This is a genomic window from Novosphingobium sp. BF6, assembly GCF_058273105.1.
Window position 1 is genome coordinate 518,174 of the sequence record NZ_CM177775.1, and the last position, 22,875, is coordinate 541,048.

The window sequence follows — 22,875 nt, forward strand, 5'->3', positions numbered from 1 at the left end:
GATCTTATTCTGCTGCGACCGAAGCGGCTTCGAGGCGCTCGGCCTCCTGCTGGCGCAGAGCCTTCGCGTAGTCGCGCGGCATCACCTTGACGAACTTGCCCAGCGCGTTCGACCAGTCGTCGAGCAGTGCGCGGGCCCGCTTCGAGCCGGTGTGCAGGTGGTGGCGTTCGAGCAGGATGCGCAGGCGCTCCGCATCGTGGCGCAGCATGTCGCCCATGCCCAGGTCGCGAACCGAGACGGTGCGCTGCTGGGGACGGCCGGTGCCTTCCTCCTCGTCGGCTTCGGCGGAGATCTTGAGCAGGTCCACCATGGCCGGGTTGACCAGCTTGTCGAACTCGCCGTCCTCGTCGTAGACGTAGGCGATGCCGCCGGACATGCCTGCCGCGAAGTTGCGGCCGGTCTTGCCAAGCACCGTCACGACGCCGCCGGTCATGTATTCGCAGCCGTGGTCGCCGCAGCCTTCGACGACCGCGATCGCGCCCGAGTTGCGGACCGCGAAGCGCTCGCCGCCGACGCCGTTGAAGAACGCCTCGCCGGAAATCGCGCCGTAGAGCACGGTATTGCCAACGATGATGTTCTTGAGCGGATCGCGGTTCACGTGGCCGGGCTGGCGCACGATCACGCGGCCGCCGGACAGGCCCTTGCCGACATAGTCGTTGGCATCGCCGGTCAGGTCGAGCGTGACGCCGTGGGCAAGCCAGGCGGCGAAGCTCTGGCCGGCGACGCCGGTAAGCTTCACGTTGATCGTGTTGTCGGGCAACCCGTCATGGCCGTAGCGACGGGCCACTTCGCCCGAGAGCATCGCGCCGACCGTGCGGTTGACGTTGATGACGCTCTTTTCGATGCGGACGGGCTGGCGATTGTCCAGCGCATCGGCAGCGCCTGCGATCAGCGCGTTGTCCAGCGCGTTTTCGAGGCCGTGGTCCTGTGCTTCGCTCCAGCCCAGCGAGGGGCTGTCGCCCAGCGGCGTCTGGTAGAGGACCTTGGAGAGGTCCACGCCCTTGGCCTTCCAGTGCGAAACCGCCTTCTTCATGTCGAGCTTGTCCACCCGGCCGACCATTTCGGCGATCGTGCGGAAGCCCAGTTGCGCCATGATCGCGCGTAGCTCCTCGGCGACGAAGAAGAAGTAGTTGACCACGTGCTCGGGCTGGCCGGTGAAGCGGGCGCGCAGGACGGGGTCCTGGGTGGCGACGCCGACCGGGCAGGTGTTGAGGTGGCACTTGCGCATCATGATGCAGCCCGCCGCGATCAGCGGAGCGGTGGCGAAGCCGAACTCTTCCGCGCCGAGCAGCGCGGCCACGGCGACGTCACGGCCGGTGCGCAGGCCGCCGTCGGCCTGGACCACCACGCGGCTGCGCAAGTTGTTGAGCAGCAGGGTCTGCTGGGTTTCGGCCAGGCCGATTTCCCAGGGCGAACCCGCATGGGTCAGCGAGGTCAGCGGCGAAGCGCCGGTGCCGCCTTCGTAGCCCGAGATCGTGATGTGGTCCGCGCGCGCCTTGGAGACGCCCGCCGCGACCGTGCCCACGCCCACTTCGGACACCAGCTTGACCGAGACGCGGCTGGTCGGATTCACGTTCTTGAGATCGTGAATGAGCTGCGCGATGTCTTCGATCGAATAGATGTCGTGGTGCGGCGGCGGCGAGATCAGGCCGACGCCCGGCGTCGAGTGACGGGTGGCGCCGATGGTCTTGTCCACCTTGTCGCCCGGCAGCTGGCCGCCTTCGCCGGGCTTGGCGCCCTGGGCCATCTTGATCTGGATGTCGTCGGCATTGACGAGGTATTCGGTGGTCACGCCGAAGCGGCCCGAAGCGACCTGCTTGATCGACGAGCGCATGGTGTCGCCGTTCGGCAGGGGCTTGAAGCGCGAGGGATCCTCGCCGCCTTCGCCGGTGTTCGACTTGCCGCCGATGCGGTTCATCGCCAGCGCCAGCGTGGTATGCGCCTCCCACGAGATCGAGCCGTAGCTCATCGCGCCGGTGGCGAAGCGCTTCACGATCTCGCTGGCGGGTTCCACCTCGGAGATGTGGATCGCCTGGCTGGGGGCGAATTCCATCAGCCCGCGGATGGTGAGCATCCGGGTCGACTGGTCGTTGATGGTGCGGGCGAATTCCTCGTACTTGGCGGGGATATTGCCGCGAACCGCGTGCTGGAGCGCGCCGATGTTCTCGGACGTCCAGGCATGTTCCTCGCCGCGCACGCGCGCACCGTAGATGCCGCCGACGTCGAGCATGTTGGCGTAGATCGGGTTGTCGCCGTAGGCCGCGTTGTGGCGCTGCACGGTTTCCGCCGCGATCTCGGCCAGGCCCGCACCCTCGATCGAGGTGGCGGTTCCGGTGAAATACTTGTCCACGAAGGCGGTCGAGAGGCCCACGGCGTCGAAGATCTGGGCGCCGCAATACGACTGGTAGGTCGAGATGCCCATCTTGGACATGACCTTACGGATGCCCTTGCCGATGGCGTAGACGTAGTTCTTCGCCGCCTGCTCCGCCGTTACCGGCAGATTCTTGCGAACGCGCACGGCTTCGATGGTTTCGAGCGCCAGATAGGGGTTGATCGCTTCCGCGCCGTAGCCGGCCAGAGCGCAGAAGTGATGCACTTCGCGCGCTTCGCCGGTTTCCACGACGAGGCCGGTCTGCATGCGCAGGCCCTGGCGGACGAGGTGGTGGTGTACGGCAGCCGTCGCCAGCAGCGCCGGCATCGGGATGCGATCCGGACCCTGTGCGCGGTCGGACAGGACGAGGATGTTCTTGTCCGCCAGCACCGCTTCGGTCGCGGCCCAGCACATTTCCTTGATCGCCATCTCCAGGCCCTCGGCGCCGGAAGCGGCATCCCAGGTCATGTCGATGGTCTCGGTGCGGAAGGCGCCGTCGAGCGCGGCTTCCACCGAGCGGATCTTGGCGAGGCCGAGATCGGTCAGGATCGGCTGGCTGACTTCGAGGCGCTTGTGCGTGCCCGCGTCATGGCCGAGCAGGTTCGGGCGCGGGCCGATCATGGTGACAAGGCTCATCACCAGTTCCTCGCGGATCGGGTCGATCGGCGGGTTGGTGACCTGTGCGAAGTTCTGCTTGAAGTAGTCGTAAAGCAGGCGGGCCTTGTTCGACAGCACCGGGATCGGCGTGTCGGTGCCCATCGAGCCGAGCGGGTCGTCGGCATTGACGGCCATCGGTTCGAGGAAGCGGCTGACGTCTTCCTGCGTGTAGCCGAAGGCCTGCTGGCGATCGAGCAGGGTGCCGGTCGGCTGGGGCAGCTCGGCCAGTTCCGGTTCGATCACGTCGAGATCGGCCAGCTTGTACTGCGCCTGCTCAAGCCACTTTTCGTAGGGCTCTTCGTTGGCGAGCTGGGTCTTGATCTCTTCGTCTTCGATGATGCGGCCCTGCTCGAAGTCGATCAGGAGCATCTTGCCGGGCTGGAGGCGCCACTTGCGGACGATGTTGTCTTCCTTGATCGGGAGCACGCCCGATTCCGAAGCCATGACGCAGATGTCGTCGTCGGTGACGAGGAAGCGCGCGGGGCGGAGGCCATTGCGGTCCAGCGTGGCGCCGATCTGGCGGCCGTCGGTGAAGGCCACGGCGGCGGGACCGTCCCACGGCTCCATCAGGGCGGCGTGGTATTCGTAGAATGCGCGGCGCTCCGGCGTCATCAGCGCATTGCCCGCCCAGGCTTCCGGGATGAGCATCATCATCGCGTGGACGAGCGGATAGCCGCCGGCCAGCAGCAGTTCGAGCGCATTGTCGAGGCAGGCGGTGTCCGACTGGCCGTGCGGGATCAGCGGCCACATCTTGTCGAGATCGGCGCCGAGCAGCTCCGATTCCATGGTGCGGCGGCGCGCGTTCATCCAGTTCACGTTGCCGCGAACCGTGTTGATCTCGCCGTTGTGGGCCATGAAGCGGAACGGGTGCGCCAGCTTCCAGCTCGGGAACGTGTTGGTCGAGAAGCGCTGGTGGACGAGGCCGAGCGCCGAGACGAACTCGGGATTGCGCAGGTCGTCGTAGAACGAGCCGACCTGGGTCGCCAGCAGCAGGCCCTTGTAGACGATCGTGCGGCTGGAGAAGCTCGGCATGTAGAGCTCGGTCAGGCCGGGCAGGTCGTGCTTTTCGGCCATGGCCTTGAGCGGGTTCTGCGTCTGCTTGCGGATCGCCAAGATCTTGCGCTCGAAAGCGTCCTGATCGGCGCAGTTGTCACCGCGGCCGACGAAGCACTGGCGGATCACCGGCATAGATTCGATCACGGTCTTGCCGAGGCCGTCGAGCGTGACCGGCACGTCGCGCCAGCCGATCAGGTGCTGGCCTTCCTTGGCGATGAACTTCTCGAAGGTCTGCGTGATGAGGTCGCGACTGGCCTCGTCCTGCGGCAGGAAGCACATGGCGACCGCATAGTCGCCCGCCTGCGGCAGCTCGACGCCGGTGGCGGCGGCCCAGCTGCGGAACAGGGTGTCGGGAAGCTGCGTCAGGATTCCTGCGCCGTCGCCCAGCAGGGGATCGGCACCCACCGCACCGCGGTGGTCGATATTTTTCAGGATTTCCAGCGCCTGAGTAATGATTGCATGCGTTTTCTGGCCTTTGATATGGGCTACGAAGCCTACACCACAAGCATCGTGTTCGTTACGCGCATCATAAAGGCCCTGGGGCTTAGGAAATCCCATCGATAAAAACCCATCCTGTCATTTTTTGCCGGGGACCCTGCGTCGCGCCCGGAGCGCACGAATCGTGCTGCGCCAAGGTGCGTCATGGGGGTCCCAAGCGCCCCCATGACGATTACGGGACGCTTTTGCAATGGCGAAGGCATGGGTTCGCGCAAAATTTAGTGCGTGTGCGCGGTAAAAAAGGGAATTTTGTTATGCGAGAATGGGTCTCAATTGCGTGAAACGCATTCTCGCAGGGCTGGCGGCCGGTTTCAGGCGGCTCCACTCATCCGCTGGAGCGTCGCGAGCGCGGCGCGCAGGGCTTTCTCGGTTTCGCCGGGATCGGGGCGGGCGGGCGGATCGAACGGCCGGGCACCGTTAACTTCCGAAACATCGTCGGCGACCTCGGTTGCCGGAGCTTCGTCATCGAGCCGCACGAAGTTCTGTCGGGGCGACTGGCGCGTCAGGTTCAGCAGCGAGGAATAGCCTTTCGCGAGAACGGTGTCCTCTTCGTCGTCCTCAGGTTCCTCGTAGTAGTCGAAGCTCTCGGAAAGCGTATCGAAGGCGGCATATTGCTCGCGATCCTCGACGTCGTTTTCGGGTTCTGCGGGAGCCTCGGGCAGGACCGCGACCGGATTGGCCAGCGCCAGACTGATATGACGGGGCGGGACATAGCCGGGCAAGGCATCGTCGGCGTCGTCATGGCCGAAGGCGTCGAAGCCGATGGGGCGCAGGGCTGCCGGAATCGGAGTCGGGACCTCCATTTTCGCGACAGGGGCGCTGTCATCCCGGTCGAGGTCCTGCGTATCCGGCACCGATCGCAGCGGCGCGGTGAAGGGTGATACCGAAGCGAGGCGCGGGAGAATGGAATCTGCCGGGCGCTCGGCGGGAAAAGCGATGGTCTCGGCACTCGGCGGAGTGGGATCGGCCGCGATGGCCACTTCATCCGAAATCGGCCGATCTTCGGGTTCGGCCTGAGTCGCGGCGGCGCGGAGGCGGCGCTGACGCTCCATCGCCAGCGCGAGACGTTCCAGCAGTTCGACTTGCGACAGATCCTCGAGGTCAGCCCCGGCAATCCGTTCGGCGGCCTGAAGGCGTTCCTCGAAAGTGGCGGTCTCTTGCGCGGAATCTGCGTCCGTGTCCGCTGCACCGGCGGTGAAGAGCGGCTGGACTTCCGAGGTCTCGGCGGATTCGGTCAGGGAGCGCGAATAGGCCTCGAACAAGCGGTTGCTCAGGCTTTCCGGCGCGGGAGCAGGGGCGGCGGGTTGGGAAACCTCGTCATGCGCAGCGCCCCAGCGTGCCGGGGAGAAGCTGTGGGCTTCCTGGCGCGGCTCCAGCCATTCGGGAATGCGGCCGAAGGGGCCTTGCTCGTCCGCATCGTCGGAAGCGGTTGGCGGAACAGGCGCTTCGTCCTCCGCAGGCGACCATTCAGCCGCAACGATTTCCGGCGCTTCGAGATCCGGCTGGCGATAGGTCTCTTCCGCGAGAAGCAGCGGATCGACAGGATCGGCGGCCTCGATACCGTCGAAATCGAGTTCGGAGAGATTGAGGATCGGCGGCTGCTCGGCTTCGTGGGCTACGATTTCCGGCTCTTCCAGCGGCACGGCATCCTCGACCGGCAGCGCGAGGGCGCGGCGGCGGCGCGGCAAGGCGGAAGAAGCGCGTTCTTCGACCGGTGCTACTTCCGGTTCGCCGTCCGCTTCGGGAGCGGTGTCGCCGGCTTCGAGACCGGCGAAAGGCATGCGGGCAGGGGCTTCCTCGGCAGTCTGGGCGACGCGGCGCCCGGCGACGAGGCCGACCAGTCCGCCAAGGCCGGTGAGCGCCAGCGCGAAGAGGATGCGGGCGGTGGCACCGAGCGGCGGCGCGGCCATCGGCAGGACCTTGGCGAGACCCGTGGCCGAGACGATCCGCTCGATCAGCGCCGGGCTGACCATCAGCGATCCAAGTCCGAACAGTGCGGCGAACCACAGGGCGACGATCGCCGGGAACAGCGGGTGGCGGCTGATCGGTTGGGCCTTTTTGCCCTCTTGCCTGCTCTCTGGTTTCGCCACGTTCATTAACCCCGTTCTGAGTTCCGCAGGATGGTAATTCGCCAGTTCAGGCAGCGGTTTCCAGCCTTTTTCGTCCCGCCAGAGGTGCCACCATTTGGTAAACGTCTCGATAATGCCGGGCATTGACCGCCCAGTCGTGCCGTTCCCGTACATGGCTGCGGCCGGCTTCGCGGTAGGCATCCCACGATTCGCGGGCTTCCAGCAAGTCCGCGAGCGCGGCGGCGCAGGCGGCGGGATCGTCGGGCGCGAAAAGCGTGCCGGTCTTGCCGTGAGTCACGAGTTCGCGGTGCCCGCCGACATCGCTGGCGGCGACCAGCTTGCCCTGCGCCATGGCTTCCAGCGGTTTCAGCGGGGTGACGAGGTCGGTCAACCGGCTCTTCTTGCGCGGATAGGCCATCACGTCGGCCAGGGCATAGTAGCGCTCGACCTCGTGGTGCGGCACGCGGCCGATGAAGCGGATCGCCCCGGCGGCCGGGGAGGCCTGGGCCTGCGCGCGCAGCGCTTCCTCGCGCGGGCCGCCGCCGACCAGCAACAGCCGCGCTTCGGGCTGGCGCTCCAGCAGCAGGGGCATGGCGGCGATCAGGTCGTCGAGGCCTTCGTAGTCGTAGAAGCTGCCGATGAAGCCGATGACCGGGTGGGCGGTCCCGTCGGTTTCGAAGCCGAGTTCGCGGGCCAGCGCCGGATCGCGCGCGGGCGGCGTGCCGAACAGGTCGAGATCGACGCCGTTGGGCATCTTCGAGATCTTGCCCGCCGGAACCCCGCGCGCGGCGAGGTCTTCGCGCAGCCCGTCACAGATCGTCACCACGGCATCGGCGCGGGCGACGACGCGGTTTTCCAGCGCCCGCGTCAGCCGGTACTTGAGCGAGCCTTCGCTGCCGGTGCCGTTGCCCACCGCCGCATCTTCCCAGAAGGCGCGGATTTCGTAGACCAGCGGAATGCCGTGGCGGCGGGCGACGCGCGCCGCCGCCGCGCCGCAGAGCGAGGGCGAATGGGCATGGAGCACGTCCGGCCGCCATGCGCGCACCAGCCGGTCGATCGATTCGGCGAACAGGGCGATCTCGCGCCATTCGCGCAGGCCCACCGGCCCGCTGACGGTTCCTTCGGTGCGGTGGAACGTCAGCCCGTCCGCTTCCTCCACCACGGGGCCTTCCGCCTTGTGGCGTATGCCGGTAATGCCGCGGACTTCGAAGCCCATGGCTTCCTGCGCCTTCAGGATCGCGCGGGTCCGGAAGGTATAGCCGCTGTGCATCGGCAGCGAATGGTCGAGGACGTGGAGGACACGGGTCATGGGGCGGAAGCCTATGTCTGCAAGGCTTAACGCCGCGTCAACCCGGCGCTGATAGGCCCGGCGCGATGGTCGACATCCTTGCCCTTGCCGTAAGCCACGGACTGCTGGCGCTGGCCGCGTGGCGCCTGCTGCTGCGGCCTGACCTCGATGTCGAGACGCCGGGGGAAGGCGTCGCTCCCGAACAGCGACCCTTGAAGCGCGGCGGGCCGGTGCGGCGCGAGATGCGCTGGCCGGGTCAGGGGGAAGGTCGCGACGATGCTTGACCTTGCGCTGACCGGCTTCGTCGCCTGCTTCCTGCTGATCGGTTTCCGGCGCCCGTTCCTCTGGGTGCTGTGCTATCTCTATGTCGATATCGTCAGCCCGCAGATCATTTCCTGGGGCATCCTGTCCCATCTGCCGATCTCGCTCATGGCCTTTGCCGCCGCGTTCCTCGGCTGGCTGGCGCTCGACGACAAGCGCGATTCGCGCTTCACCCTGCGGCAGGGCATCCTCGCAGCGCTGCTGCTCTATTGCGGTTATACCACCTGGGCGGCGGTCTATCCCGCCGCTGCGGCGGAGAAGTGGGCCTGGGTGTGGAAGGCGCTGGTATTCGCGATTTTCCTGCCCTTCACCTTGCGGACACGGCTGAGGATCGAGGCCGTGGCGCTCGTCATGGTGCTGGCGGCGAGCGCGCTCATCATCGACGGCGGCCTCAAGACCGCGGGCGGCGGCGGCGGCTACGGCACTTTGCGGATCTTCGTGGAGAACAACACCGGCCTCTACGAAGGGTCGATCCTCTCGGCCGTGGCGATCTCGATCATCCCGATCGTGCTCTGGCTGGTGAAATACGGCACGGTGTTTCCGGCGGACTGGCGGGTCTACCTGTTCGCTGCCGCGCTGATCTTCGCCTGTTCGCTGATCCCGGTGGGGACGCAGGCGCGCACCGGACTCGTGTGCCTCGGCGTGCTTTGCTTGTTCTACCTGCGGACCGCGAAGCACAAGGTGCTGATCGCGGGCGGCATGGCGCTGGCGGTCATGGTCGCGGTGCCGTTCCTGCCGCAGGCCTTCCTGGCGCGGATGGGCACGATCGAGAATCACGAGGCCGACCAGTCCGCCAGCACGCGCCTCGGCGTCTGGAAATGGACCTGGGGCTATGTGAAGGAGCACCCGATGGGCGGCGGCTTCGTGGTCAACCAGTCGAGCCGGGTCGAGTACGATACCGTTGCGAAGGTCACCGTCGACGGCAGCACCGAGATCCGGCGCACCCATGTCGTGGAGGAAGGCCGGGCCTTCCATTCCAGCTACTTCGAGATGCTGGGCGAGCAGGGCTTCCCCGGTTTCGGTCTCTGGATCCTGCTCCAGTTGACGGGGCTGATTCAGATGGAGCAGATCCGCCGCCGCTGGAAGCAGCGCACCGGACCGGACGAGGCCTGGGTGGCGCCGCTGGCGGTGGCGCTGCAACTGGCGCAAGTGGTCTATCTGATCGGATCGCTGTTCGTGGGCATTGCCTTCCAGCCGTTCATCCTGATGCTGATCGGCCTGCAATGCGGCCTGTGGAGCTACCTCAAGCGAATCGATGTGTGGCAGGCTCAGGTCCCGATTCGGCCGATCCGGCCGGTGGTCGGCATGGTCTGATGGGTGGTCGGGGCCAGATTTTTTAAGGTCTGGAAGCACCGTTCGAGGAGAAATATTCCTAACCGGCGCGGATTCCCTATGGTTTTGAAAAATCACGGGCAATCGTGTTTACGGCAAATTAACCTTTAACCTTCATCCGTCCTATGGTTAATACAAGGAAATGTCCGTTTCGGCTGGGGTTTTGAGCCGAAACGGGGGGCGAAAGGTAATTTCCGATGCGTGTCCTGCTGATCGAGGATGAACCCACCACCGCGCGGGCCATCGAGCTCATGCTGACGGCCGAAGGGTTCAATGTCTACTCCACGGATCTGGGCGAAGAAGGCCTCGATCTCGGTAAACTCTACGATTACGACATCATTCTGCTCGATCTGAACCTGCCCGACATGCACGGGTACGACGTGCTGAAGAAGCTGCGTGTCGCCAAGGTGCAGACGCCGGTGCTGATCCTCTCGGGCATCTCCGAAATGGATTCGAAGGTTCGCTCGTTCGGCTTCGGCGCCGACGACTACGTGACCAAGCCGTTCCACCGCGAAGAGCTGATCGCGCGCATTCATGCCGTCGTCCGCCGCTCGAAGGGCCATTCGCAGTCGGTCATCCGCACCGGCAAGCTGGTGGTGAACCTTGACGCCAAGACCGTCGAGGTCGACAGCGCCCGCGTGCATCTGACCGGCAAGGAATATGCGATGCTGGAGCTGCTCTCGCTGCGCAAGGGCACCACGCTGACCAAGGAAATGTTCCTCAACCACCTTTATGGCGGCATGGACGAGCCGGAACTGAAGATCATCGACGTCTTCATCTGCAAGCTGCGCAAGAAGCTGGCCCACGCCTGCGGCGGTGCCAACTACATCGAGACGGTCTGGGGCCGCGGCTACGTGCTGCGCGATCCGGACGAACTGCAGGAAGTCGCGTAAACAGACCCCTTGCGCGTATAAGCAACGTGCATGGAACGGCCTGTCCTTCGGGGCGGGCCGTTTCGTTTTGAGAGAAGGGCGGCGTTGACCTTGCCGGGCAACGGTGTCAGTGCCCCGCGGCATGACGGCTCACAAATCCGGCGATCCGACCACGCTCAACCGCCTCTATGGCCGTGCCAAGGGCAAGCCCTTGCGCGCGGGCCAGCAGGCCCTGGTCGACACCTTGCTGCCGCGTATCGCGGTTCCTCACGAAGGGCCGGTCACGTCCGACCTGCTGTTCGGCGACGATCGTCCGATGCATTTCGAGATCGGCTTCGGCGGCGGCGAACACATGGCCGGGCGGGCCGACATGCTGCCGAACCACGGCTTCATCGGTGCCGAGCCGTTCATCAACGGTGTTGCCCAGGCGCTGACCCATGTGGCGGGCGACAACGGTGCCAGCACGCCGCTCGGCAATGTGCGCATCCACCACGGCGACGCGCTGGAAGTGCTCTCGCGCATTCCCGATGGTTCGCTCTCGTTCCTCTACCTGCTGCACCCGGACCCTTGGCCCAAGGCGCGTCATGCCAAGCGGCGCATGATGAACGACGGTCCGGTCGACATGTTCGCGGCCAAGCTCAAGCCCGGCGGCGAGTTCCGCTTTGGCACCGACCATGCTGTCTATGTGCGCCATGCGTTGATGGTGATGCAGCGCCATACCGACCAGTTCGAGTGGCTCTGCGAGAAGCCGCAGGACTTCCAGGCCCGTCCGGGCGGCTGGCCGGAAACGCGCTACGAGAACAAGGCGCGCACCGTCTATGGGCATGAGGTCTGGTATTTCCGCTATCGGCGGAAGTGAGGTCCCGGCGGAGCCGCTAGCGCGCTCTTTCGCCGGAAGACACTCGAAACATCGAAATGCGCGCACTACGAAGCTGCGCGCACGACGAACAAGGTCCGGGGTGCAGGGGTATTAACCCCTGCATTTCTCCCCTTTCCCCTTCTTAACCGGCAATCCCCGCCGCCGCGAGCACGGCCAGCGTGAGCACGTCCGGCGCCAGCGCCGTCATCGGCACGATCTGCACCGGCTTCTCCGCGCCCAGCAGCATCGGCCCGATCGAGGTCGTGCCGCCGATTTCCTTGAGCAGCTTGGCCGAGATATTGGCCGATTGCAGCCCCGGCATGATCAGCACGTTCGCCGGAGCCGACAGGCGGCTGAACGGGTAGAGCTTCATGATCTTGGGGTTCAGCGCCGCGTCCGGGGCCATTTCGCCTTCGTATTCGAAGTCCGGCTGTTCCTCGTCGAGGATGCGGATCGCCTCGCGGGTGGCGTCCAGCCACTTGCCCGAGGGGTTGCCGAAGGTCGAGTAGCTGAGGAAGGCGACGCGCGGTTCGTGGCCGAGGCGGCGGGCGACGGCTGCGGTTTCCTTGGCGATCACCGCGAGCTGCTCGGCGGTCGGGCGCTCGTTGATGGTGGTGTCGGCCATGAACACCGTGTGGTTCTTGCCGACCAGCAGGTGGATGCCGAAGGGCAGCTTGCCCTCGGCCGGGTCGAGCACGCGGCGCACTTCCTTGATCGACTGCGCGAAGGGGCGGGTCATGCCGGTGACCATCGCATCGCCGACGCCCAGCTTGAGCAGGCCGGAGGCGAAGATGTTGCGGTCGGTATTGACCATGCGCTGCACGTCGCGCTGGAGGAAGCCGCGGCGCTTGAGGCGCTCGTAGAGCATCTCCACCATCGGCGCGACGTGATCCGAGACCATCGAATTCTCGATATGGTAGCTCTCGGGATCGGCGACGCCGAGTTCCGCCATCTTGTCGAGGATGACCTGGGTGCGGCCGACCAGGATTGGTTCGCCGTAGCCGAAGTCGCGGTACTGGATCGCGGCGCGCAGGACGACTTCGTTGTCCGCTTCGGCGAAGATCATGCGCTTGGGATTGGCGCGGACCTGTTCGTAGACGCGGGTGAGCACTGAAGTGGTCGGGTTGAGGCGCGCCTTGAGCTGGTCGCGGTAGGCCTGGAAGTCCTCGATCGGGCGGGTGGCGACGCCGGAATCCATCGCCGCCTTGGCGACGGCCATCGACACGACTTCCATCAGGCGCGGATCGAACGGGGCCGGGATGATGTAGTCGCGGCCGAACTGCTGGGATTCGCCATAGGCGGCGGCAACGTCTTCATGGACCTGCTCGCGCGCCAGTTCGGCGATGGCCTTGGCGGCGGCGATCTTCATCTCTTCGTTGATCGCGGTGGCCGAAACGTCCAGCGCGCCGCGGAAGATGAAGGGGAAGCCGAGCACGTTGTTGACCTGGTTCGGATAGTCCGAACGGCCGGTGGCGACGATGGCGTCGGGGCGCACGGCCTTGGCTTCGGGCGGGGTGATTTCCGGGTCCGGGTTGGCCATCGCGAAGATGATCGGTTCCGGCGCCATGGACTTGACCATCTCGGGCGTGATCGCGCCCTTGGCCGAGAGCCCGAGAACGACGTCGGCGCCGACGAGGGCTTCGGCCAGCGTGCGCTTGTCGGTCTTGACCGCGTGGGCCGACTTGAACTGGTCCACCCGCTCGCGGCCCGGATAGATCACGCCGCGCGTATCGCAGACGAGGACGTTCTCGTGGCGCACGCCCATCGACTTGATCAGGGCGGTGCAGGCCAGCGCCGAGGCACCGGCGCCGTTCACCACGACCTTGATCTCGTCCAGCTTGCGCCCGGTGATGAGGCAGGCGTTGATGAGACCGGCCGCAGCGATGATCGCGGTGCCGTGCTGGTCGTCATGCATGACCGGGATGTTCATCCGCTCACGCAGGGCCTGCTCGATGATGAAGCACTCGGGCGCCTTGATGTCCTCGAGGTTGATGCCGCCGAAGCTCGGTTCCATCATGGCGATGGCCTCGATCAGCGCGTCGGTGTCCTCGCTGGCGAGTTCGATGTCGATGGAATCGACGTCGGCGAAGCGCTTGAAGAGGACGGCCTTACCCTCCATCACCGGCTTCGAGGCGAGGGCGCCGAGGTTGCCCATGCCCAGGATCGCGGTGCCGTTCGAGATCACCGCAACGAGGTTGCCCTTGGCGGTATAGTCGTAGGCGGTGGCGGGGTCGTCGGCGATCGCCTGGACCGGAACGGCGACGCCCGGCGAATAGGCCAGGCTGAGGTCGCGTTGCGTCGCCATCGGCTTCGACGCAATAATCTCGATCTTACCGGGGCGGATGGTGCTGTGATAGAACAGAGCTTCGCGCTCCGTGAACTGGATCTTCGATTTTTCGGACAAGCGATTTCTCCCGATTTGGGAGAGGACCTAACGAATGTTCTCGCTACGCGATAGGGGAAAGGCACCTTGCCGGCGCTTCCCAAAAAGGTCTCCGCGGCGCTAACGCTTCGGCCCATGAGCGGACATTCTGACAAGGCGGGCGTGACCCCGATGATGGCCCAGTACCTTGCCTTGCGCGAGGTCGCCGGGGACTGCCTGCTGTTCTATCGGATGGGCGATTTCTTCGAATTGTTCTTCGAGGATGCGAAAACCGCAAGCCAGGTGCTCGACATTGCACTTACCACGCGCGGCGAGCACGGCGGTCAGCCGATCCCGATGTGCGGGGTGCCGGTCCATGCGGCCGAGGGTTATCTTGCGCGTCTCATCAAGGCCGGTTGCCGCGTGGCGATCGCCGAACAGACCGAGACGCCTGCCGAAGCCAAGAAACGCGGCGGTTCCAAGGCGTTGGTGACGCGAGACATCGTCCGCTTCGTCACCGCCGGAACGCTGACCGAGGAATCGCTGCTGGAGCCGCGCCGCGCCAATGTGCTGGCGGCGGCCTGCGAGGTGCGCGGCGTGCTCGGCATTGCCGCCTGCGATATCTCCACCGGACGGATGGAACTGGAAGAGTGCCCGCCCGACCGGCTGGGCGCGGCGCTGGCGCGGCTCGGCGCGCGCGAACTGGTCCTGCCGGAAGGCTGGGAACTGGCACCCGACGGCGCGATCCCGCGCTCGGCTCATGAGTTCTCCTCCGACGGCGGCGACGAGCGGTTAAAATTTGTCCATGGCGTCGCGACGCTCGACGGTTTCGGGGCTTTCACGCGCGCCATGCTGGCCGCGGCGGGCGGGCTGATCGCCTATCTCGATCATGTCGGTCGCGGCAAGCTGCCGCTGCTGCTGCCGCCGGTGGCGCGCGCCGGCGATGCCGCGCTGGCGATGGACGAGGCGACCCGCGCCAGTCTCGAAATTCTGGAATCGTCGCAGGGCGGCCGCAAGGGCAGTCTGGTCGAGGCGATCGACCGCTGCGTCACCGGCGCCGGTGCGCGCCAGTTGGCCGAAGACCTCTCCGCCCCGCTGACCGACCGTCATGCGATTGCCGAGCGGCTGGAACTGGTCGAGTGGCTGCACGACGATCACCTGCTGCGCGAGGACATGCGCGCGGCATTGCGGGCATTGCCGGATGTCGGCCGCGCGCTGGGCCGCGTGGTGGCGGGGCGTGGTTCTCCACGCGATCTCGGCCAGCTTCGCGACGGTCTTTCCGGTGCGCGCCGCATCGGCGAGCGGCTGGCGCAGATGGACGACCTGCCGGTGCTGCTCGACCGGCTGATGCCCGAACTCGGCGGGAGCCAAGATCATTGGGCGGCACTCGTCGATCACTTCGCGCAGGCGCTGGTGGAAACCCCGCCGACCGAGCGCGGGCAGGGCGGCTATATCGCCAGCGGCTACGATGCCGCCCTCGACGAGCTGCGCGTCACGTCGGGCAATGCCCGCCGCGCGATCGCCGCGCTGGAAGCGAAGTACCGCGAGCAGACCGGCGTTTCTGTGCTCAAGATCAAGCACAACAACGTGCTCGGCTATTTCATCGAAGTGCCGCAGCGCCATGCCGACAAGCTGCTGGAGCCGGACAGCGGCTTCTCGCACCGCCAGACCATGGCCGGTGCGATGCGCTTCAACGCGCTGGCGCTGCATGAGGAGGCGAGCCGCATTACCGAGGCGGGCGCCCACGCGCTTGCCGCCGAGGAAGCGCATTTTGAGGAATTGGTGGCCGAAGCCGTCGCCGCCCGTCACGCGATTGCCCGTACCGCCGCCGCGCTGGCCCGTTTCGACGTGGCGGCCGGACAGGCTGAGCGCGCGGCCGAAGGCGGCTGGAGCCGGCCTGAAGTGGTCGACGGCCTCTCGCTCGATATCGAAGGCGGCCGCCATCCGGTGGTGGAGGCCGCGCTGAAGGTGCAGGGCGAGCGCTTCGTCGCCAACGATTGCCGCCTCGCCAGCCATGATCGGCTCTGGCTGATCGGCGGTCCCAACATGGGCGGTAAGTCGACCTTCCTGCGCCAGAACGCGCTGATCGTGCTGCTCGCGCAGGCGGGCGGTTTCGTGCCTGCCAAGTCGGCGCGGATCGGCATGGTGGACCGCCTGTTCAGCCGCGTCGGCGCCTCGGACAACCTCGCGCGCGGGCGTTCGACCTTCATGGTCGAGATGGTGGAAACCGCCGCCATCCTCGCGCAGGCGACCGACCGCAGCTTCGTCATCCTTGACGAAGTGGGACGCGGGACTTCGACTTATGACGGTCTGGCGCTGGCATGGGCGGTGGCGGAAGCGGTCCACGAGACCAACCGCTGCCGCTGCCTCTTCGCCACGCACTATCACGAGATGGCGCGGCTCGGCGAAACCTGCGAGGCGCTGTCGCTCCATCACGTCCGCGCGCGGGAGTGGAAGGGCGATCTGGTGCTGCTGCACGAACTGGCCGAGGGACCGGCGGATCGCAGCTACGGCCTTGCCGTCGCGCGGCTGGCCGGGGTGCCGCCCAAGGTCATCAGCCGCGCCAAGTCGGTGCTGGAAAAGCTGGAGAAGGGCCGCGCGGAAACGGGCGGTCTTGCTGCCGGTCTGGGCGATCTGCCGCTCTTCGCGGCGGCGCAGGAAGCCCATGAGGAGCAGTGCGACGTCCTGCGTGACAAGTTGCGCGGGATGGACGTCGATGCGCTCAGCCCGCGCGATGCGCTGGAAATCCTCTACGATCTCAGGCGTGAGGCGGGTACGGAGTCTTAACGGGTCCGCCCTAACCTCGGCGCATGTTCGGGCCGAAAATCAGGAATGTCTTCAGGAGCCGGTGGCATGCGCTGTTCTGGTCGGCCGGTGTCCTGCTGACGGCCTATTGCTCGGTGCCTTCCCCGGACGACGCGGGGCGGGATGACGCCGCTCAAGTTGCCACGAAACCTGTGCACAGGAACCCTTGGGCGAAGGATTCTGTGGCGGACTGAGTGGGGCACTGACATCGCCCACAGCATTCCAAAAACAGTTCCGTCGCCTCGCCTACGCGGGGACGACGGGGTTCGATGGTGCGAGTCTTTGTCTTGCCTGAACCCGGCCTTCGGCGTCAGCTATCGTCGTCGGCGAAATCCGCGTCGGCGGCGTTTTCCCGGCCGTAGCGGTCTTCGAGATCGTCCATCGTTTCTTCGCCGCGATAGGCGGACATGTCGATGACGCCGCTCGAATCCATCTGGTTCATGTGATCGACGAGGTCTTCGATATCGTCCTCATCGGCGATGCCGCCCTTTACCTTCTCGGTCTCTTCCAGCCCGAAACTGCTGGAGGAACGGCCCTGAGCCTGCTCGGCGATAGTCTGGGCCTGGGTGTCTTCGTCGTCCTGTTCGGGATTGAATGTCTCGGGGGCACTGTCGTCGGGGCGTTCGCTCATGGTGGGTCTCCTTTGCCGGATTAACGGTCCGGCAGAGTGCCCGGTTCCGGATGCCCGAGGAATGATCCGAAGGTAGGGGGTGTGTTCCACCCCTTACCTCCGATCATTCAGCGTGACGGCACAGGAACTTCGCCGGAGTAATCGTAGAAGCCCCGGCCCGACTTGCGGCCGTACCAGCCTGCCTCGACGTACTTCTGGAGCAGCGGCGCGGGGCGGTACTTGGGATCGCCGGTAGTGGCGAGGAAAACCTTCATGATCTCGTAGAGCGTGTCGAGGCCCACGAAGTCGGCCAGCGTCAGCGGCCCCATCGGATGGTTCGCGCCGAGGCGCATCCCCGCGTCGATATCCTCGACCGAGGCGAGGCCTTCGCCCAGCACGAAGATCGCCTCGTTGAGCATCGGGCAGAGAATGCGGTTGACCACGAAGCCCGGCGCGTCTCCGGCGAGAACCACGGTCTTGCCCAGCGCCTCGCCGAAGGCTTTCATGCGGGCAGTGGTGTCCTCGGAAGTGGCAAGGCCGGGGATCACTTCCACAAGGCCCATCACCGGCACCGGATTGAAGAAGTGCAACCCGCAGAACCGCGTCGGGTCGGGGGAGGCGGCGGCCATGCGGGTGATCGGGATCGAACTGGTGTTGGAGGCAAGAATGGCATTGGCGCCGAGCACTTCGCCCACGGCGGTGAAGATCTTGAGCTTGATATCCTCGCGCTCGGTGGCGGCTTCGATGATGAGGTCGCAGTCGCCCATGCCGGAATAGTCGCCCGCCGGGGTGATGCGGGGCAGCAGGGCGTCGACGTCGGACTGGGTGATCTTTTCCTTGGCCACCAGCCGGGCGAGGCTCTTGGCGATTCCCGCCTTGCCCTTCTCTGCGTTTTCGATCGCAATATCGGACAGGATCACCTCCATGCCCTTGCTCGCCACGGTCTGGGCGATGCCTGAGCCCATGATTCCCGCGCCGATGATTCCGACTTTCCGCACTGCCAAACTCCTCTGATGATCCCGTTGTGCCGGAACGATTATCACCGGTGCTCAGGGAAGGAACCTAGCGATAGATCTAACGATTCTGGCCGGGCACCCAAAGCACGTCGTCGGCGCCGTTGGCATTTACCGCCCTGGCGAGGACGAAGAGATAGTCGCTGAGCCGGTTGAGATAGCCGAGCGCCGCCGGATTGGCGGGCACTTCGGCGGCCATGGCGACGGCGGCGCGCTCGGCCTTGCGGGCGGAGGCGCGGGCTACATGGACGCGCGCGGCGGCCTCGCTGCCGCCGGGCAGGATGAAGCTGCGCAGCGGCTCGAGATGCGCATTGATCGCGTCGATCTCGCCCTCCAGCCACGTCACTTGCGAGGGTACGATGCGCAGGGTCATTTCGCCGGGGGTGAAATCATCGCCGGGCGTCGCGAGATCGGCGCCGAGGTCGAACAGGTCGTTCTGGATGCGCGTGAGCACGGCGCCATGCGGCGTTTCGGTGAGCGCGCAGACGGCAAGGCCGATGGCGCAGTTCGTTTCGTCCACCGCGCCGATCGCTTCCATGCGCGCGGCGTACTTGGGCAGGCGGGAGCCGTCGACGAGGCCCGTGGTGCCGTCGTCACCCGTGCGGGTGTAGATCTTGTTAAGCTTTACCAAGGTGGAGTCCTTTGAAAATCCGCCGTAGGCGGATTTTGGCGGCACCGGCCCACGCCCCCACCCGACCTCCCACTAGTGTGTCCTTGATGGGAGGTCGGGTGGGGGCGTGGGCCGGTGCCGCAAAACCTGTAAAAACCTAACGCGCCATGGCCAGCAGGATGGCGCAGACGATCACCGCCGCCGCCTGATACTTGATGCGGTTGAACATCATCTTGTTCTGGAGAAGCTGGTTCGCGGTCGGCTCGGTCGAGGCCGGATCGCGATTCAGGTCTTCCTTGGCGCCCTGCATGAAAGCGACGATGCCGCGCACGAGGCTGACGACGACCAGGATCATCAGGATAATGATGATCGGAATGAGAAGCGTGCTCATGCCGACAGGTCTACGCCTGCGGAAAGCGAAATGCCAGCGGGGAAGCGGGCCTGCCGGAGCGCCTCCGCGATGGCCTTGCCGTCCTCGCCCGCCCGCCGCCGGTCGCCGAGCGAGGGCGATCCGCGCCGCTTGGCCAGTTTGCGCCCGTCAGGCTCGACCAGCAGCGGGTGATGGTGCCAAGCCGGCACCGGCAGGCCGAGCAGGGCCTGCAGCAGGCGGTGGACATGGCTCGCCGGAAACAGATCCATCCCGCGGGTGACGAGGGTGATTCCGTCCGTCGCATCGTCGAGCGTGGCGGCGAGGTGGTAGCTGGCGGGCAGGTCCTTCCTGAGCAGCACGACATCGCCGAACACTTGCGGAGTTGCGCGTTGCGGCCCGGCCCGTTCGTCGGTCCATTCTAACGGGCCGGTCAATTCCAGCGCGCGGGCGACGTCGAGCCGCCATGCGGCGCCTTCCGGATGGATTTCCCTGTGGCGGCAGGTGCCGGGATAGACCGGGCCGTCCGGTCCCATCCGGGGCGCGGCGGCGGCGATTTCGGCGCGGGTACAGCGGCAGGGGTAGAGCAGGCCCATGGCCTTCAGGCGCTCGCCCGCCTCCGAGTAGCTGGCGAGGCGCCTCGACTGGAACCGGGTTTCGCCGTCCCAGTCCAGGCCCAGCCATTCGAGGTCGAGGAAGAATTCCTCGACGAATTCGGCGCGGCTGCGCTCGCCGTCGATATCCTCGATCCGCAGCAGGAATTCGCCGTTCCGCGCGCGTGCCAGATCGTGCGCGACCACGGCGGCATAGGCATGGCCGAGGTGGAGCGGGCCATTGGGGCTGGGGGCGAAGCGGGTGCGGGTCATCGGCTCATGCTCCTAGCCCGGCGGAGGCTGGCGACAAGTGGTATAAGCTTGTGGATAAGGACTGTGTAAAATCAGGAGAAGCTGTCGGAGAATTGGTGATTGGCTGTGGAATCGTTGTGGTGAACCTGTGGATTGTTGTATGGCGCCAGCCCGATCCCGGCTTGACGCCGACTCGCGTAGATGCTGCAACGAAACACATGCATTGCCATGAAACCGCAATCAGGGCCTGCGACAGGAGGCCATGCTCAAGTCGGAGCTGATCGAGCGCGCGGCCCGGTTCCGCAGCGCGGAGGATGACCCCTCCCGAAGTCTTTCCGACTGTCCTGCCTTAGTGCTCAATGCGGACTACACGCCGCTTTCCTACTACCCCCTCAGCCTCTGGCCCTGGCAGACCGCGGTAAAGGCGATCTGCCTCGAAAGGGTGGACATCATTTCCAGCTACGACCGGGTGGTCCACTCGCCCAGCTGGTCGATGCAGATCCCCTCGGTGATTGCGCTCAGGCAATATGTCCGGCCTTCCGAATTCCCCGCCTTCACCCGCTTCAACCTCTTCCTCCGCGATCGGTTCAGCTGCCAGTACTGCGGTTCTCCGCATCAGCTGACCTTCGACCACGTCGTCCCGCGCCGCCTCGGCGGCAGGACGAGCTGGGAAAACATCCTCACCGCCTGCGCGCCCTGCAACCTCAAGAAGGGTGGCCGCACCCCCAAGCAGGCGAACATGCCGCCGCTGGTGGCGCCGATCCGGCCGACCAGCTGGCAGCTCCAGGAACGCGGCCGCGCCTTTCCGCCGAACTACCTCCACGAAACCTGGCGCGACTGGCTCTACTGGGACATCGAGCTGGAAGCCTGATCGCGAGCGCTTCCCTATCGAATAAAGACTCCGTCATCCTGAACTCGTTTCAGGATCCATCCCTCGGTTGGCGCCGGAGCGTGGTATGGCGAGCCGCCTCGTCGGTTTGCTGATCGGACGACCGAGCTTTCGGTGAGATGGACCCTGAAACGAGTTCAGGGTGACGGTGGAGTGCGGTCAGGACAGACGCATACTACGCCCGGAGCCGTTCCGGTTCCGTCCACGATGGCAATTTATCGGCGGCGCGGTTAGAGCGTGCGAGAGGGAGCCGCGCGAGCGGCCTTGCGGACGTCATCCGGCATTAACAAGCCAGTCTCCAAGGGGAGGTCATGAGCAGACAATTCTTCGGCACCGATGGCATTCGCGGCCGCACCAACCAGGGCGCGATGACCGCCGCCATCGCCATGAAAGTCGGCCAGGCGGCCGGCACCCGCTTCCTGCGCGGCACCCATCGCCACCGCGTGGTGATCGGCAAGGACACCCGCCTCTCGGGCTACATGCTGGAAAACGCGATGGTCGCGGGCTTCACCAGCGTCGGCATGGACGTGGTGTTGCTCGGTCCGATGCCGACCCCGGCGGTCGCGCTGCTGACCCGCGAACTGCGCGCCGACGTCGGCGTGATGATCTCGGCCAGCCACAACCCCTATGAGGACAACGGCATCAAGCTGTTCGGTCCCGACGGCTTCAAGCTCTCCGACGAGGACGAGATGGCGATCGAGGCCATGCTGGCGCAGGACATCCCGCTCGCCGCCTCCGAAGACATCGGCCGCGCCCGCCGCATCGACGACGCGGGCGGACGCTACATCCACGCGGTCAAGCGCTCGCTGCCCGAAGCCGTGCGCCTCGACGGTCTCAAGATCGCGCTCGATTGCGCCAACGGCGCCGCCTACCAGGTCGCGCCTTCCGCCTTGTGGGAACTCGGCGCCGAGATCGTTGCCGTGGGTGTTTCGCCCAACGGCCGCAACATCAATGCCAAGTGCGGCTCCACCCATGTCGAGCTGCTGCAGGAAACCGTGGTTTCCTCGGGCGCCGATATCGGCATCGCCCTCGACGGCGACGCCGACCGCCTGATCGTCGTGGACGAGAAGGGCAAGACCGTCGACGGCGACCAGATCATGGCGCTGATCGGCACCCAGCTGGCCGCGCGCGGCGCCCTGCGCGGCGGCGGCGTGGTGGCCACGGTCATGTCGAACCTTGGCCTCGAACGCTATCTGCAAGGGCAGGGGCTGACCCTCGAACGCACCAAGGTGGGCGACCGCCACGTCCTCGAACGCATGCGCGCGGGCGGCTTCAACGTCGGCGGCGAGCAGTCGGGCCACATGATCCTGCTCGACCACGCGACGACCGGCGACGGCACCGTGGCAGCGCTCCAGGTGCTGGCCGCGCTCGTCCAGTCGGGCAAGCGGGCGAGCGAACTGCTCCACCTCTTCGACCCCGTGCCGCAACTGCTGCGCAACGTGCGCTTCTCGGGCGGAACGCCGCTGGAGGCGGCAGGCGTCAAAGCCGCCATCGCCGACGCCGAAGCCGCGCTCAACGGCAGCGGACGCCTCGTCATCCGCGCTTCGGGCACCGAGCCGCTGATCCGCGTCATGGCGGAAGGCGACGATGCCGGTCAGGTGGAGGCCGCCGTGGCCTCGATCTGCGCCGCCGTGGAAGAGGCTGCTATCTAATGGCCCTTGAAATGCGCCCCGACTGCGAACGCTGCGGCACCGACCTTCCCGCCGATGCCCCCGGCGCGTTCATCTGCAGCTTCGAATGCACCTACTGCGCGGAATGCGCGGACGATCTCGACGAGCTTTGCCCCAATTGCGGTGGCGAACTGCTCGACCGGCCGACGCGGGCGAAGCGGCATTTCGATTCCGCGCCGCCTTCGAAGGAGCGCAGGTTCAAGGGGTAGAAAAGGAAAAGCAGGGGAGCAAAGCCCCCCTGCACCCCCAATACCGTCCAGGTCACGCCCCGCCTATCCGCCCCGCGCTCATGGTGGCGTCGGGAGACTTAATGGCTGCGCCGCAGGGAGTGCACACCGGATAGGCGGCGCGCGAGGTCGACATTCCGAGGGTCTGGGGGAT

17 protein-coding genes are annotated in these 22,875 nt (G+C 66.0%); 8 read left to right on the forward strand and 9 right to left on the reverse strand.

The annotated features are described in order from the left end of the window. Nucleotides 1-4: 4 nt before the first annotated feature. The 3 genes from gltB to AC4D6D_RS02645 all read right to left on the reverse strand — a co-directional run bounded on the left by gltB (nt 5) and on the right by AC4D6D_RS02645 (nt 7,960). Complete coding sequence (gene gltB / locus AC4D6D_RS02635; RefSeq protein ID WP_491326386.1) at nt 5-4,642, reverse strand: glutamate synthase large subunit; 4,638 nt, start codon at nt 4,640-4,642, stop codon at nt 5-7. Nucleotides 4,643-4,893: 251 nt separating this feature from the next. Continuing rightward, a complete protein-coding gene (locus AC4D6D_RS02640; protein WP_491326387.1) occupies nt 4,894-6,672 on the reverse strand; it encodes a hypothetical protein in 1,779 nt (592 codons plus the stop codon). A 46-nt stretch (nt 6,673-6,718) separates the two neighbouring features. Continuing rightward, nucleotides 6,719-7,960, reverse strand: a complete 1,242-nt coding sequence (locus AC4D6D_RS02645) for a TIGR04063 family PEP-CTERM/XrtA system glycosyltransferase (RefSeq protein ID WP_491326388.1) — start codon at nt 7,958-7,960, stop codon at nt 6,719-6,721. Between the two features lie 65 nt (nt 7,961-8,025). Here AC4D6D_RS02645 and AC4D6D_RS02650 point away from each other — a divergent pair, with 65 nt between their 5' ends. The 4 genes from AC4D6D_RS02650 (at nt 8,026) to trmB (ending at nt 11,323) form a co-directional block, all read left to right on the forward strand. Beyond that, entirely contained in the window at nt 8,026-8,223 is a 198-nt protein-coding gene (locus AC4D6D_RS02650; protein ID WP_491326389.1) for a hypothetical protein, read from the forward strand. Beyond that, the gene (locus AC4D6D_RS02655) at nt 8,216-9,574 is read left to right on the forward strand and encodes a putative O-glycosylation ligase, exosortase A system-associated (protein ID WP_491326390.1); all 1,359 of its coding nucleotides are present in this window, start codon (nt 8,216-8,218) and stop codon (nt 9,572-9,574) included. Before AC4D6D_RS02650 ends, AC4D6D_RS02655 begins: the two co-directional genes overlap by 8 nt. A gap of 215 nt (nt 9,575-9,789) precedes the next feature. Beyond that, entirely contained in the window at nt 9,790-10,485 is a 696-nt protein-coding gene (gene ctrA / locus AC4D6D_RS02660; RefSeq protein WP_021233000.1) for a response regulator transcription factor CtrA, read from the forward strand. Nucleotides 10,486-10,606: 121 nt separating this feature from the next. Further along, nucleotides 10,607-11,323: a tRNA (guanine(46)-N(7))-methyltransferase TrmB gene (gene trmB / locus AC4D6D_RS02665; RefSeq protein WP_491326391.1), complete on the forward strand. Its 717-nt coding sequence runs from the start codon at nt 10,607-10,609 to the stop codon at nt 11,321-11,323. Nucleotides 11,324-11,465: 142 nt separating this feature from the next. Here the strand turns inward: trmB and AC4D6D_RS02670 are convergent, their stop codons facing one another. Further along, nucleotides 11,466-13,727 carry an NADP-dependent malic enzyme gene (locus tag AC4D6D_RS02670; RefSeq protein WP_491326392.1) on the reverse strand — a complete coding sequence of 754 codons (2,262 nt, stop codon included), beginning with the start codon at nt 13,725-13,727 and terminating at the stop codon, nt 11,466-11,468. 114 nt (nt 13,728-13,841) lie between these two features. Here AC4D6D_RS02670 and mutS point away from each other — a divergent pair, with 114 nt between their 5' ends. Next, nucleotides 13,842-16,472, forward strand: a complete 2,631-nt coding sequence (mutS, locus tag AC4D6D_RS02675) for a DNA mismatch repair protein MutS (RefSeq protein ID WP_491326393.1) — start codon at nt 13,842-13,844, stop codon at nt 16,470-16,472. A gap of 328 nt (nt 16,473-16,800) precedes the next feature. Here mutS and AC4D6D_RS02680 read toward each other — a convergent pair whose 3' ends face one another. From AC4D6D_RS02680 to gluQRS, 5 genes are all read right to left on the reverse strand, one after another. Further along, nucleotides 16,801-17,121 carry a hypothetical protein gene (locus AC4D6D_RS02680; protein ID WP_147216319.1) on the reverse strand — a complete coding sequence of 107 codons (321 nt, stop codon included), beginning with the start codon at nt 17,119-17,121 and terminating at the stop codon, nt 16,801-16,803. Nucleotides 17,122-17,228: 107 nt separating this feature from the next. Beyond that, nucleotides 17,229-18,098, reverse strand: coding sequence for a 3-hydroxyacyl-CoA dehydrogenase family protein (locus AC4D6D_RS02685; protein ID WP_491326394.1), 870 nt, complete (start codon nt 18,096-18,098; stop codon nt 17,229-17,231). Between the two features lie 76 nt (nt 18,099-18,174). Beyond that, nucleotides 18,175-18,744: a cob(I)yrinic acid a,c-diamide adenosyltransferase gene (locus AC4D6D_RS02690; protein WP_491326395.1), complete on the reverse strand. Its 570-nt coding sequence runs from the start codon at nt 18,742-18,744 to the stop codon at nt 18,175-18,177. A gap of 136 nt (nt 18,745-18,880) precedes the next feature. Continuing rightward, nucleotides 18,881-19,114: an HIG1 domain-containing protein gene (locus AC4D6D_RS02695; protein ID WP_147216325.1), complete on the reverse strand. Its 234-nt coding sequence runs from the start codon at nt 19,112-19,114 to the stop codon at nt 18,881-18,883. Continuing rightward, nucleotides 19,111-19,956, reverse strand: coding sequence for a tRNA glutamyl-Q(34) synthetase GluQRS (gene gluQRS, locus AC4D6D_RS02700; RefSeq protein ID WP_491326396.1), 846 nt, complete (start codon nt 19,954-19,956; stop codon nt 19,111-19,113). The genes AC4D6D_RS02695 and gluQRS overlap by 4 nt, the downstream gene beginning before the upstream one ends. A gap of 241 nt (nt 19,957-20,197) precedes the next feature. On the opposite strand from gluQRS, the gene AC4D6D_RS02705 reads away from it, so the two are divergent. The 3 genes from AC4D6D_RS02705 (at nt 20,198) to AC4D6D_RS02715 (ending at nt 22,703) form a co-directional block, all read left to right on the forward strand. Next, the gene (locus AC4D6D_RS02705; RefSeq protein WP_021232991.1) at nt 20,198-20,806 is read left to right on the forward strand and encodes an HNH endonuclease; all 609 of its coding nucleotides are present in this window, start codon (nt 20,198-20,200) and stop codon (nt 20,804-20,806) included. Between the two features lie 329 nt (nt 20,807-21,135). Then, nucleotides 21,136-22,476 carry a phosphoglucosamine mutase gene (gene glmM, locus AC4D6D_RS02710; RefSeq protein WP_491326397.1) on the forward strand — a complete coding sequence of 447 codons (1,341 nt, stop codon included), beginning with the start codon at nt 21,136-21,138 and terminating at the stop codon, nt 22,474-22,476. After that, the gene (locus tag AC4D6D_RS02715) at nt 22,476-22,703 is read left to right on the forward strand and encodes a DUF1272 domain-containing protein (protein WP_086492625.1); all 228 of its coding nucleotides are present in this window, start codon (nt 22,476-22,478) and stop codon (nt 22,701-22,703) included. Before glmM ends, AC4D6D_RS02715 begins: the two co-directional genes overlap by 1 nt. Nucleotides 22,704-22,875: the final 172 nt, after the last annotated feature.

Coding starts and splice junctions, on each gene's coding strand:
- gltB (WP_491326386.1), bottom strand. CDS start 4,642: ATGGGATTTCCTAAGCCCCAGGGCCTTTATGATGCGCGTAACGAACAC.
- AC4D6D_RS02680 (WP_147216319.1), bottom strand. CDS start 17,121: ATGAGCGAACGCCCCGACGACAGTGCCCCCGAGACATTCAATCCCGAA.
- AC4D6D_RS02695 (WP_147216325.1), bottom strand. CDS start 19,114: ATGAGCACGCTTCTCATTCCGATCATCATTATCCTGATGATCCTGGTC.
- gluQRS (WP_491326396.1), bottom strand. CDS start 19,956: ATGACCCGCACCCGCTTCGCCCCCAGCCCCAATGGCCCGCTCCACCTC.
- AC4D6D_RS02645 (WP_491326388.1), bottom strand. CDS start 7,960: ATGACCCGTGTCCTCCACGTCCTCGACCATTCGCTGCCGATGCACAGC.
- AC4D6D_RS02715 (WP_086492625.1), top strand. CDS start 22,476: ATGGCCCTTGAAATGCGCCCCGACTGCGAACGCTGCGGCACCGACCTT.
- AC4D6D_RS02650 (WP_491326389.1), top strand. CDS start 8,026: ATGGTCGACATCCTTGCCCTTGCCGTAAGCCACGGACTGCTGGCGCTG.
- mutS (WP_491326393.1), top strand. CDS start 13,842: ATGAGCGGACATTCTGACAAGGCGGGCGTGACCCCGATGATGGCCCAG.
- ctrA (WP_021233000.1), top strand. CDS start 9,790: ATGCGTGTCCTGCTGATCGAGGATGAACCCACCACCGCGCGGGCCATC.
- AC4D6D_RS02655 (WP_491326390.1), top strand. CDS start 8,216: ATGCTTGACCTTGCGCTGACCGGCTTCGTCGCCTGCTTCCTGCTGATC.
- glmM (WP_491326397.1), top strand. CDS start 21,136: ATGAGCAGACAATTCTTCGGCACCGATGGCATTCGCGGCCGCACCAAC.
- trmB (WP_491326391.1), top strand. CDS start 10,607: ATGACGGCTCACAAATCCGGCGATCCGACCACGCTCAACCGCCTCTAT.
- AC4D6D_RS02705 (WP_021232991.1), top strand. CDS start 20,198: ATGCTCAAGTCGGAGCTGATCGAGCGCGCGGCCCGGTTCCGCAGCGCG.